Genomic DNA, 12809 nt, shown 5'->3' on the forward strand with positions numbered 1-12809 from the left:
TCTGTAGGCCCCAGAATTTAATCTTCGAATGATTTGTTGACTTGCTTGCGATACGTATGCGGAGTCATCCCCATTTTGCTTTTGAACGATTTGACAAAATAAGCACTGCTGTTGAAGCCGGTCTGTTGTCCAACCTGGGCGATCGTTAAATCGGTGGTAGAGAGGAGCAGACGGGACTCGCGCAAGCGGTGGGCCAGTACGTATTGGCTCAACGTACAGCCGGTTTCCTTACTAAACAAATGGGATGCATAGTAGGGGGAGAGGTGCAGGCTTTCCGCCAAACGATCCAGCGAAAATTCCTCTTGAAAATGCTCTTCGATCCATGCCATCATCTGCTCGACATGCCGGCTGTTGGTTCGGAGCGAACCGTCTGACGCATGCTTCTGTCCAGCTTCGGCGAGCTTGCGGAGTTCACGCAGCAGGGTGAAGAGAAATAGCACGACCTCTTCAGTTTGCTGCAAGCTCGGACAGGAATTAAGACTTGTATGGAAATCCTGAAGCAGCTGACTGAGCAGCATTTGATCCTCGGGATTAAGCTGAAAAACCTGCTGATCCAGTCTTGCCTTCCAAATTTTATGGAAAAAAGCGTGCAGAGCGGGAAAAGCTGCCGCATAGCGCTCCAACAAAAAAGGATCAAACACCAATACGGACCGAATATAAGGCGATTCCCGGGAAATATTCATTTTGAACTTGTGCAGCTGGTAAGGCTGGCACATCAGTAATGTACCGGCCGATACCGAATGCAGCTTTTGATCAAAGATAAGGTGACCATTGCCTTCATGCACATATAGGAATTCGATGCCTTGGTGGGAATGAATCTGCTCCCAATCTCCTTCTTGAGTAGTACGACGATAATGGAAAATGTAGTTGCTTTCCTGAAACTTCGGCTTAGGTTCCACCATTTGACTCATGTATCCACCTCTTTCCTTCAGCAAGGCTGGTAGCCGGCTTCCATCAGTTTAGCCCTTGATAGCACCGATCAAAGCGCCTTTAATAAAATACTTTTGCAGAAATGGGTAAATCAACAGGATCGGTAAGGTTGCGACCATGATGGAAGCGTATTTGATCGTTTCTCCGATCTGTAATAACTCGTTAACAGCTCCGCTGGATATCGTATCCGTCGAATCGGCAATCAACAGCTCACGCAGCACAAGCTGGAGAGGATACAGCCCGCGATCCTTCAAAAAAATCGAAGCATAAAACCAGGCGTTCCAGCGGTCTACCGCAGAGTATAAAGTAACTACGGCAATGACAGGCATGGAGAGAGGAATAATGATTCGCAGCAGGATCGTCAAGTGGTGAGCACCGTCCATTTTGGCGGATTCCTCCAACGTTTCGGGCAGAGCTTGAAAGGCTGTTCGCATAATGATCAAATGAAAGGTGTTCATGGCAAAAGGCAGGACAACAGCCCACAACGAATTGAGGAGACCGGTTTGCTTCACGATCAGGTAGAGCGGAATCAAGCCGCCGTTAAAGAACATGGTGAAGATAATAAAAAATATAAAAAACTTGTTCCACAGCACGTTTCTTCTCGACATCACAAATGCGGCTGAGGTGGTCAGTGCGACATTCAATACAACCCCGGCACCGACGACAAACAACGTGTTGATGTAGCCTTTAAACAAGGCTTGGTTGGCAAGAACCTTTTCATAGCCGCCGAGGTTAAAGCCAAGAGGCTTCCAGAGCAGGCCCTGATGAGCAATTAACTGGCTGCCATCACTTACAGAGGCGAAAGCGACATACAGCAGGGGATATAAAGTCAAAATTGCAAGTATAGAAAGCAATATCGTAACGATGCAGCTAAAAAGTTTGTCTGAGAGACGCGAAGTGTTCATAGGTACCACCTTTACCATAAGCTGTTCTTGCTCCATTTGCGGCTGAGATAATTGGCGCCCACCAGAAGCAGCAGATTGAACGCCGAATTGAATAGTCCCACCGCGGAGCTGAATCCCCAGTTCGCTTCAAGCAGCCCTTTGCGGTATACCGAGGTCGATATCACATCGGCTGTTTCGTAGATCACAGGATTATATAACAAAATAATTTTTTCATAACCGACATTCAGCATATTGCCGATACGAAGAATCAGCATAATCATAATCGTGGGCATCAGTCCGGGAAGCGTAATATGCCACATTTGTCTGAGCCGGCTTGCACCGTCGATTCTGGCTGCCTCGTATTGCTCCTGATCGATCCCGGTTAAAGCGGCCATGTAAATAATCGATTCCCAGCCGATCTTCTGCCAAATTTCCGATAACACGTAGATCGACCGAAATAACTCCGGCTTTTGCAGCAACGCTTGTCCATCTGTACCCGTGACAAAGGTGTAGGCGAGATTGACGAAACCACCGCTGCCGGTAAAATCCTTAACGATCCCGCAAATGACGACAAGCGAAATGAAATAAGGCATGTAAGCAATCGTCTGCACCATATTTTTAAAGCGGCGGTTCCGCACCTCGTTAAGCAGCAAGGCGAGCAGAATCGGAGCCGGAAATTCGAACAGCAGTGTATTCAAGCTGAGGAGCAGTGTGTTGGTAAGCAGCCTCCAGAAATAATAGCTGGAAAAGAATGCTTGAAAATGCTCCATGCCGGCCCATTCGCTTCCCCAGATGCCTTTCACTGGAGAAAAGTTTTTGAAGGCAATGATCGCACCATACATGGGCATATAATGAAAGACAACGTAATAAGCGATGATAGGGAGCATGAGCAGATATAAATATTTATTGTGCAGGAAGTCCTTGGCATACTTCGAAGCGCCAGGTTTTCGTTTATGTGGAGTCGTCATGGCTTGGTTGGCGGCGTTCCGGCGCATAGGTACACCCTTTCTCATATAAAAAATGATAGACGGGGCTCATAAATCGGTCGCCCCGTCACTGGTATTACTTATCTTTTGTTGTATTGGTCATAAGCTTTTTGCGTGATTTGAATCGCTTTGTCCAAATTTACTGATTTCAGCTTGGCCAGATGGCTGTCGAAGGAATCAATAGGTAACGCGCCAAGAATGATTTTGAGCGAGGTCTCATCCACCAGCGTATTCACATCCGACATGATTTTGGAATACTCACCGGAATCTGCAAGAGAGATTGTCACAGGAGGCAGTGCATACTTATCGTTGTCACTCTTCCATACAGTCAAGGCATCCTTCTGCTGAGGCATAGCGTAGAACTGCTCGATAAACCGTTTATCCTGAATGAAAGGTCCGGTACCTGCAGCGCGGATGTATAAGCCCATTGCCTGGGATGGTGCAAGCTTATCCGGATTTTTCAATAATAGATCGGTGTATTTAGGATATCCGTTTTCCAGATTGTAGCTTAAGCCCGCAGTTCCGAAGTTAAAGAAGTTGTACCCTTCCTCACTGTAGGCATAGTCGAGAAATTTGACGGCAAGCTCCGGATTTTTGGCTTTGGCTGAAATGGCGGCCGAGGAAGCACCCGAGTAAGAAAATTCTTTTTGTCCGAACTTCGGTGTGTCGCCTTTTTTCAGCACTGGATATGGAGCGGGTACCAGATTAGCATTCGGTTCCTTGGCAGTCAATATCGGTCCCCATTTGCCAATTCCGCCGCCGGCTCCACCAATAGTAGCGCCCGTGGCTCCAGAAGTAACAGCCGCATCCAGCGATTTGGTATCTGCTGTCGTAAAGTTCTTGTCAAGCAGGCCTTCCTCGTACCATTGATGCATCGTTGAGAGAAATTCCTTATATCCTGGCTCCGCCGGTCCGTATTTGACCTGACCGTTATCGACATAGAAGTTTTTCACAACTCCGTATGCTCCTACAAAAGAGCCGTTAATCAGACTTTCAAGCGCTCTTGGCTTTCCTTTGATAGAAAGAGGAGCAGCAACACCTTTCTTTTCCTTGAATGCCTTCAGCACATCATGCCATTCATCGATAGTCGTTGGAGTCTGCAGTCCCAGCTCATCGAGCCAATCCTTACGGATAACCGGTCCTTCTGTTGTTTTGACCAAATCGTCCTTGCGAATAAAAGGGAACACATAGTAGCTGCCGCTGTCTGTTTTGACCATTTTATCAACATCCGGGTTATCTTTGAGGTACTTTTTCAAATTCGGGGCATGCTTATCGATCAAATCATTCAGCTTTAATATATATCCATCATTTATCATCTTCTCCGGACCGCCAGGTGCACCCGTCAGCCAGTTGTATTCAACCACATCGGGAAGATCGCCTGAGGCCAGCATCAAATTAAAGGCTTCTTTGGACTGTCCATTAGGGATTTCTGTAATATTCAACGTCACTCCGGTATTTTTCTGCCAATCCTGAAAGAAAGGAACATCCTTTAAGGTTGATTTAAGCCCTAAGAACGATGCATTCATCTCAATCCAATAGCTTAGCGTTTCTTTTGTCTGGATCGGATACTTAGTCGGTTCGGCATTGGTCTGAGCGGCTTGACCAGCAGGCTGTGCTGGCGACTGTGCGCATGCGGACAACAGTCCGAGAATAAGGGTACCGGCTAAGGGGGCTTTTAATAATTGCAATTGTTTGTTCATTTCAGGTCTTGGCTCCTCTTTAATAGTTGGAATTTGTTATATGTTGTTAAAAATTGATATAACTATTTTTAGATTTTGTTACCTCATCAACCGATAATTTAATGAGAATAGGGTGGATCATAACCTTCCAAAGAAGAAATTTTTTGTTTGTATTTAGCTAAAAAAAGGGAATTATGGTTAGGATATGAGACCTATTTTTCAAAATTAGTCATTTTTCCTTATAATATTATACCAAATCCGAGTTGTAAAGTCGGAAAAGTTGGTAGCGCAATATTATTATATTATATAGCAATATTGTTATGTCTTTGATTGATATAATACAAGAAACAGGTCACAGCCCAGCTGTACGGAGTGTATGACCATGATGAGCATGAATAGATGAGCACTTATAAAAGGAGGAACCCCCTTTGAAATATGCATTTAACTCAGCTTCTTGTCCCAACCTGACGTTGCCCGAGATGACGGCGGCAGCTCAGGCTTATGGGTTTCAAGGATTGGAGCTGCGCAGTGGAACAGGGCATAGGCACGGGGCAGAGCTGAGTGCAAGCCAGTCAATAAGAAATGAGCTCAGGAAGCACGCGACGGATTCGGGAATAGAGCTTTGCTGCCTCGGCATTTCCAATATCTATTCCCAACCGGAGAACGTTGAAGCCCAGATCGATGAAACGAAGAGCTACATCAAGCTGGCCCATGATTTGGAAATTCCTTATGTCAGAGTGTTCTGCGGAAGAATTCCGCCTGAAGGTACACGGGACGTGTCCCGGCACAGCATTATTGAGGCATTCCGCTCTCTTGGGCCGTATGCCCGGACCCATGGGGTAACGATTGTTGCTGAAACTCATGACCATTGGTCGGACCCGCGTGTGATGGCAGATATTATGCGTGAAGTGAACGATTTGAATGTTGCGGCAGCTTGGGACGTTATTCATACGGAGCGTGAGGGATTGACTGGACCGGAGGCTGTAATGGACAGCTTGGGGCCATGGATACGGCATGTGCATTTCCATGACGGGTTGAAACGGCTGGATCGTCTGCATTACGCGCCCATCGGAACGGGTGAATTTGATCAGCTGCGGATTGCAAAAGCTTTATTGCAGGCAGGTTATGAAGGCTATGTGAGCGGGGAATGGTACAATTGGGAGCCTTACGATATTCATCTCCCCCGCGAGCTTGCAGCCTGGAAACGATATGTAGCCTTAGCGATGAAAGGTGGAGAAGAGGATGGCTTTTAAAATAGTAACGATAGGCTGCGGCAGTATTGCACTGCGAGGTCATGGACCCGCCTCCCGGAAATACGCCGAATCGAATCCTGATGTGGAGCTGGCGGCTTGCGTAGATATCGATGGAGACAAAGCGGAGGCATTCCGCGATCAATTCGGCTTTCAGAGAGCATATACGGATATGGATACAGCGTTGGAAAATGAGAAGCCCGATGCGGTCTGCCTGGTCGTCCCTTATCAGCTGACTGCTCAGCTGGCTGTAGCCATACTGGAGAAAGGCTATCCGCTGTTGATGGAGAAGCCTCCAGGAATGACCAGACAGGAGACCTTACGGATGATCCAGGCGGCTGAGCTTAGCGGAGCGCCTCATCAGGTGGCCTGGAACCGCAGATACATGCCCGTCGTGGCCTATACGAAGCAATGGTTATCCCGCGAGCTGTCGCCGGGCAGTATTCATCATATTCGGTACGATCTCAATCGTGTTAACCGTATTGGCTCTAATGCTTCCATGACGATGGTACACGGCATTGATATGGTCAAATATTTGGCTGACTCCGATTATAAGCAAGTGCGTATTCGTTATCAGCCGTTCAGTCATCAAGGTGCAACCGAATCTAATATTCATCTGGATTGCGAATTTGAATCGGGCGTATGGGCACAAATTCAATATCGCCCTTTATCCGGCAGTGTGCTTGAGCGTGTCGTCATTGATGCCGCGAACCATACGATGCACCTTCATCTTCCTTTTTGGTCTTCCTTGGATGCTCCCGGCAAGCTGATTCATATGGTCAATAACGAAATCAAAGCCGAGCTCGGCAATGTCGAGCTTGGCAGAAGCGAAGAAATGTTCATTGTAAACGGCTTTTATTCAGAGAATGCGCTGTTCTTTAATGATATTCGTGCAGGGCGTAAGCCGGGTGATACTTTAAAATCAGCCATACAAGCCGTTGAAATCTCCGAGGCGATCCGAATGGGGCGGGAGCTGTATGTTTCCGGTGAAGCCTAAAGGTGCAGTGAACAAGCTCCGCTGCGCGGGAACACCTCTCTATTCATAGCTGAAGATGCCAGATCCCTGCACATTCGGGCAGGCGGGTTAGCTTGTGCCTGATCACCTGTTCAGCCAAGGCATCACCAAAGAAAAATCGCGTTAGCCGTTCTGCCTGCTGCCAATGATCGAATGTGTAATCGGTTCTTACCCATTGGTGAGCAAACCCGTAATCCTTTTCCAGCATGGCATAATAAGGCTGCAGGAAATCAGGGGCGGTCGGCGTCTCTGAGCCTGTGCCTAAGGTTTCGATAATAACGGCGGTTCCATCAGGTCGGAGAACACGTCGTATTTCGCTCATCACCTGATGAATATTTTGCTGCCAGTTAGCAACGTTCGTACTTCCCAAGTAACAGATACTCCAGCCGGCTACGATCAAATCGGCACTTTGATCAGCCAGTGGAAGTCTGCGATGGTCGGCAGCCTGTGTGCGCCAGTTGGTTAATCCGGCTTGCTCCAGTCTGTCCGCGGCAACGCACAGCATAGCTTCCGAGGCGTCAAGAGCGACGATCGATTTGGCTTTCTTTCCCAAAGCCACCGTTAACCGTCCTGTTCCAGCACCAAGGTCTACGATATCGAGACCGCAGCAGGGACGTAGCTCTTCAATCCTTCCCATTAAATCAGCTTGCTTTGAGATGAGCTCGTGGTAAGTGTTGGCTTCATGTTGATAAATAGTTGTGTGATCAGGCATTGCTGTATCCTCCTTGTATCGATCCAATGAATGTGAACAATTCGATCGTACAAGTTGACGTAACGTCAAGGTCAATACCTTTCTATATATTCACGAAATAACAATCAAGAGCCCGCAGAACGTTTGAACCGATAGGGGCTCATGCCCACGTGCTTTTTAAACAGCTGACAAAAATAAGGGAAATTCCCGAGGCCAATCATCTGTCCGATATCTTGTACACTCAAGTCGCTCGTTTGCAGCAGCCAGCAGGCTTGACGAATGCGGCGTGCGGTTAAATATTCGGTGATGGTCGTGCCGATCGTCTGTCTGAAGACGGCAGATGCGTGATTAGGCGATAAGTGAACTGCTTTGGCTAATACCTTCAGTTGAAATTCCTCCATATAATGCTCCTCAACCCATTCCATAATCTGCTCGGATGCCGTTGACTTTGGTCTGGCCACAGGCTCGGTATGCCGATCAGTCACTGCCTGTCCCTTCAAATAATGCAGCAGGGCCACCAAAAAAAACATTTGCTCCTCCAACCGCAGTTCACCTTGTACAGTATGTGCAATACGATCTCGATACTGATTCAGCAGCGGCAGAATCGTTTGCTGAGGAAGCTCGCTAAAAATTTGCGGCTCCAGCGGGTCCTTCCATAAACGTTGAAAATACAATTGAAGGCTCGCAAACGGGCTTAAGTAGGAATCCAGTACGGAGGGCTCGAATACAAATAGTGAGCGTATATAAGGCGCTTCCGGTTGAATATCCATTTGGATACGATGCAGCTGAAAAGGTCTGAAGCACATCAGACTGCCCGGAGCCAGCTCAATAATTTGTTGATTGACAATGACGCGCCCGTGTCCCTCGTGAACATACAAAAGCTCCATGCCCTGATGGGCGTGATAAATATCTACAAATTCGTAAGTTCGGTCTTTGGCAAAAGATAACTGGACCGGATACTGGTTCAGATTCATATAGTTCATTATTTTCAAGGGGCAGCCTCCTGCAAGCTTTCCAGGAAAAACTTGCTTCGTTAATCGTAATATAACAACATTTTATCATAAGGATGCCAAACATTCCGGTGCTATTTTTTGTTAAGGTTATAACGTAGAAGCAGAACGTACCTGAGCATAAATAAACAACTGGGAGTGAATGGCTTGATTAAGCATCGATTGATCGACAATTGGCAGCATCACCGTGGAAGTCTGGGTGGTCCCTGGGAAGTATGGAGACAGGACAAGCTGCAAAATCACTATAACGTACCATGGCATGAAGTTGAGCTGCCGCATACCTATAACGGTTTGGACGTATTGGATCCAGACGGTAAATACTATCAGGGACAAGGCTGGTACAGGACACTTCTGAAGCTGAACAATCCCTATCCGCAGGGACGGACGCTGCTGCATTTTGAAGGAGCAGGCCAGCGCTCCGATGTGTATGTCTATACGAAAAAAGTTGGCTCTCATCTGGGTGGCTATGATGAATTCACTGTCGACATTACAGAGGCTGCCGAGGAAGCACTTAAGCTGGAGCGTTATCATGGGGTTACGCCGATAGCCATTGCTTGTGATAACAGCCGCGACCTGGAAACGATACCTTCAGATGCAAGCGATTTTAATCTGTATGGGGGTATTTACCGCTATCTGAATGTAGTCTATGTTCCGGCGATTTCCTTGGAGCGCCTGCATATCGAGACATCGCTGTCAGCAGATTTGGAAAGCTGTCAGATTGCGGTTCGGGCTTCCTTATATAACCCGCTTCAAAGGGATGAAGAGTTGGAGCTGGTCATTCGTTTGCATGGACCCGATGGGCGGGAAATGGATGAGTTTACGGTTCAAACCCAGACATGGGAGGGGATGAAGCAGCTTGCTTCGTATGAGATTGCCGCGCCTTCTCTCTGGTCGCCTGCTGAGCCTCATTTGTACAGCTGTACCGTTGAGCTAATAAATGGACAGACCGGGCAGACGAATCCAATCAGTCAAACCAGCATTACAGAACGCTTTGGTGTTCGCAGCTTCGAATTTGTAAAGCAGGGCCCGTTCAAGCTGAATGGCGAACGTTTGCTGCTGCGCGGTACACATCGTCACGAGGACCATGCGGGGATTGGACCTGCAATGACAGAGGACATGATCCGTACGGAAATGCAGCTGATCAAGGATATGGGAGCCAACTTTATCCGGCTTGGGCATTACCAGCAATCCCGTATTGTGCTCGATTTGTGTGATGAGCTGGGGATTCTGGTATGGGAGGAAATTCCTTGGTGCCGGGGTGGCCTGGGTGGTGAGCAATACCGTCAACAGTGTAGGGACATGCTGAGCGCAATGATTGAGCAGCATTACAATCATCCTTCCGTTATTTTATGGGGGCTTGGCAATGAGAACGACTGGGAGTGCGATTTTGATTATTTTGATCAGGAGGAAATTCGCAGGTTTATGCAGGAGCTTCATGATCTGTCGCATAAGCTTGATCCAAGCCGCCTGACAGCAATTCGCCGTTGTGAATTTTGCAAAGATATTATTGATGTGTATTCCCCTTCAATCTGGGCGGGATGGTACCGTGGCATTTATACGGATTATGAAGAAAGCAGCAAACAAGCCTTTGAAAATGTCGATGCGTTTTTCCATATGGAATGGGGCGCGGACAATCTGGCGACACGCCATGTGGAGAAAACCTTCACAGGCTTTGAGTTTATCGGACAGGGTGGCGGCAATACCGATGAGCGCGACGGTGACTATTTGCTGACAGGTGGAGAGCCCCGTGTATCTCGTGACGGTGATTGGTCGGAAACGTATTTCTGCGAGATGATCGACTGGTATTTAAAATCGCAGGAGCATATGGACTGGCTGACGGGTACTGCACAGTGGTCCTTCAAGGATTTTGCGACTCCGGTACGTCCGGATTCACCGATTCCGTATTTGAATATGAAGGGTATCGTCGAACGGGATTTTACGAAAAAAGATGCCTACTACGTCTACCAATCGTATTGGACGGATCAGCCGATGGTGCGGATCGAAGGTCATACGATGCCGGTTCGCTGGGGCAGTCAGGATGAAATCAAGCGAATCAAGGTATACTCCAACTGTTCGGAAGCCGAGCTGTTCCTCAATGGAATCAGCCTTGGAGCTAAACAGCGCGATTCACGTAGATTTCCTGCTGCCGGACTTCGCTGGGATACGGTGCTGCAGCCGGGGATCAATCAAGTGAAGGTAGTAGGGACGAAGAACGATGTGACCGTGACAGATGAGCTGTCATTCGAATACCAGACGCAGAGCTGGGGAGCTCCGGCTGAACTGAAATTAAGCGCACAGGTTCAAAAGGATGGACTCGTGCTTGCCGAGGTACTGGCCTATGATGCTCAAGGCGTTTTATGTCTGGATGCGACCAACTTTATCCGCTTCGGGCTGACCGGTGATGGCAAGCTGATCGACCATCAGGGCACGGTTCGAGGTTCCAGCCTGATCCAGCTTGCCAACGGTCGCGCCCGGATCTTGATCGATCCGATTGGCGGTGCTGCTGCCAATGTGCAAATCAGCGGCTTCGTATCGGCAAGCGGTCCTGCATCCGGGGGAGCCGGAACAGCAGCGCCTGTGACAGCAGGTCTGACTACGGGTGCTGTCAACGATGGTATCATCCATGATAGTCAGGCGCCAATAACGGGTGCTTCGGTTCGCAAGTCTGCATCAGTCGTGAGTGTGGCGAGTGACGGACTATCTACCGTATTTATCACTATTTAATAAATCTGCCGTGCTTTAACGGCTGCTCCATAGCACGGACAATTCTATTCCAATTTCAGGAGGATGAACAGGATGAATTCACCGGAATCAAGAACTTTTTTGCAAGCTGATACTTTGCAGGAAGCTTTGCCGCAATTATGGGAAGCACTACAGCATAAGGTTGACCGTATGATTGAACAGATTGGCAGCAAGTCGCCGCATGTGGCGACCAGGGATTCAGGTATTTATGACGATATGCGTCACGATTGGTGGACTTCCGGCTTCTGGCCGGGAATTCTGTGGATTATGCATGAAATGACAGGCAAAGAGCATTACAAGCAAGCGGCTTGGGGCTGGGATGAGAAGTTTGAGCAGAAGTCGATTCAAGTGAGTAACTTTCATCATGATGTGGGCTTTCAATATTTGCCTACTGCCGTTATCAAGTACAAGCTGACCGGAGATGAAGAGGGTAAACGCAGGGGATTGGCGGCTGCGAATTTCCTGGCAGGCCGTTTTAATATTGCAGGCAATTTCCTGCGGGCATGGAATCAGGACAAAACGGGCTGGTCAATTGTCGATTCCTCGATGAATCTGTCGATTTTGTTCTGGGCAGCCGAAGAGATTGCAGACCCACGGTTTACGCATATTGCCAAGGCTCATGCCGACACGGTCGCGAATCATTTCATTCGTCCCGACGGTTCAGTGAACCACATTGTCAGCTTCGATCCGCTGACAGGGGAAGTCATCGAGTCGCTCGGCGGCCAAGGCGCCGGTCCCGACTCGGCCTGGAGCCGTGGCGCCGCATGGGCGCTGCACGGCATGGCGAACACGTATCGCTATACGGGCGATACGAAGTATTTGCACGCGGCACAGCGCGTCGCGCATTACTTTCTTTCCATGCTGCCGGACGACCACGTCGCGCATTGGGACTTCCGCGCGGCAGAGTCGCTTGACGCTGAGCCGCGTGACACCTCGGCGGCCTCCTGCGCCGCCTCGGGCCTACTTGAGCTGGCCGCTGCGCTGCCTCCGGTACAGGGGAACCCGTACCGCAAGGCCGCTGAGCGCATCCTGCTCTCGCTGACGCAAAACTACGCCACGTGGGATCGTCCCGAGCACGAGGCGATTCTGCTGGCCGGCACCGGCCATAAGCCGGCCAACTCGAACGTCGATGTCTCCCTCATCTATGGAGACTACTATTACGTCGAAGCGTTGGCCAAGCTGCTTGGCTGGAAAACGCGGATTTTCTAAAAGCATAGGCACTTTCCAAGTCAAGTCCTGTTACGATGTAAAACATCGTTACAAACCGAAGAACAGCCCAATAGACTTGCAGTACGATGAATAACATCGTAACAGGTCGATATGGAGCCCCAAATGTGCGGAAAGCTCGCTGTAATGATGAAAAACATCGTTAGAAGCATCCTGACGGGGTTGTATTCCTTGTAACGATGTTTTTCATCGTTATGGAACCAGCCTGTGGTAGAAAGGGAGGTCGAGCGTGCAAATGGGAAAAGAGAACTGAGACGCTGAAAATCAGCACCAGTGTTTTGCTTTTTGCACATGCAGCCTCACTACCCGAAAAGCTGTCGAGCGTTGATTATATGGCAGCTCCGATAAAGTAGAATAAAATAAACTCCGGTTGCCCGATTGAGTTCACCCTGCAC

At 48.7% G+C, this 12809-nt stretch carries 10 protein-coding genes; 4 read left to right on the plus strand and 6 right to left on the minus strand.

The window, feature by feature from the left end:
• Positions 1–17 precede the first annotated feature (17 nt).
• The 4 genes from LRL21_RS34900 to LRL21_RS34915 form a co-directional block, all read right to left on the minus strand.
• Positions 18–911, minus strand: a complete 894-nt coding sequence (locus LRL21_RS34900) for an AraC family transcriptional regulator (RefSeq protein ID WP_240420430.1) — start codon at positions 909–911, stop codon at positions 18–20.
• A 48-nt stretch (positions 912–959) separates the two neighbouring features.
• On the minus strand, positions 960–1835 hold the full coding sequence (locus LRL21_RS34905) for a carbohydrate ABC transporter permease (RefSeq protein ID WP_240420431.1): 876 nt from the start codon (positions 1833–1835) through the stop codon (positions 960–962).
• A gap of 11 nt (positions 1836–1846) precedes the next feature.
• Positions 1847–2782 (minus strand): ABC transporter permease, encoded by a 936-nt coding sequence (locus tag LRL21_RS34910; RefSeq protein ID WP_240420432.1) that lies wholly within the window; start codon positions 2780–2782, stop codon positions 1847–1849.
• A 98-nt stretch (positions 2783–2880) separates the two neighbouring features.
• The gene (locus LRL21_RS34915; protein ID WP_240420433.1) at positions 2881–4500 is read right to left on the minus strand and encodes an extracellular solute-binding protein; all 1620 of its coding nucleotides are present in this window, start codon (positions 4498–4500) and stop codon (positions 2881–2883) included.
• 407 nt (positions 4501–4907) lie between these two features.
• Between LRL21_RS34915 and LRL21_RS34920 the strand changes: the two genes are divergently transcribed.
• Positions 4908–5732, plus strand: coding sequence for a sugar phosphate isomerase/epimerase family protein (locus tag LRL21_RS34920; RefSeq protein WP_240420434.1), 825 nt, complete (start codon positions 4908–4910; stop codon positions 5730–5732).
• Positions 5722–6726 carry a Gfo/Idh/MocA family protein gene (locus tag LRL21_RS34925; RefSeq protein WP_240420435.1) on the plus strand — a complete coding sequence of 335 codons (1005 nt, stop codon included), beginning with the start codon at positions 5722–5724 and terminating at the stop codon, positions 6724–6726. Before LRL21_RS34920 ends, LRL21_RS34925 begins: the two co-directional genes overlap by 11 nt.
• 43 nt (positions 6727–6769) lie before the next feature.
• On the opposite strand, the gene LRL21_RS34930 is transcribed toward LRL21_RS34925, so the two are convergent.
• Positions 6770–7456, minus strand: coding sequence for a class I SAM-dependent methyltransferase (locus tag LRL21_RS34930; RefSeq protein WP_240420436.1), 687 nt, complete (start codon positions 7454–7456; stop codon positions 6770–6772).
• A 104-nt stretch (positions 7457–7560) separates the two neighbouring features.
• Entirely contained in the window at positions 7561–8418 is an 858-nt protein-coding gene (locus tag LRL21_RS34935; RefSeq protein WP_240420487.1) for an AraC family transcriptional regulator, read from the minus strand.
• Between the two features lie 174 nt (positions 8419–8592).
• Between LRL21_RS34935 and LRL21_RS34940 the strand changes: the two genes are divergently transcribed.
• On the plus strand, positions 8593–11169 hold the full coding sequence (locus LRL21_RS34940; protein WP_275901066.1) for a glycoside hydrolase family 2 TIM barrel-domain containing protein: 2577 nt from the start codon (positions 8593–8595) through the stop codon (positions 11167–11169).
• Positions 11170–11241: 72 nt separating this feature from the next.
• Positions 11242–12396 carry a glycoside hydrolase family 88 protein gene (locus tag LRL21_RS34945; protein WP_240420438.1) on the plus strand — a complete coding sequence of 385 codons (1155 nt, stop codon included), beginning with the start codon at positions 11242–11244 and terminating at the stop codon, positions 12394–12396.
• Positions 12397–12809 lie beyond the last annotated feature (413 nt).

This window comes from Paenibacillus periandrae, from assembly GCF_022458865.1.
Taxonomy (GTDB): domain Bacteria; phylum Bacillota; class Bacilli; order Paenibacillales; family NBRC-103111; genus Paenibacillus_S; species Paenibacillus_S periandrae.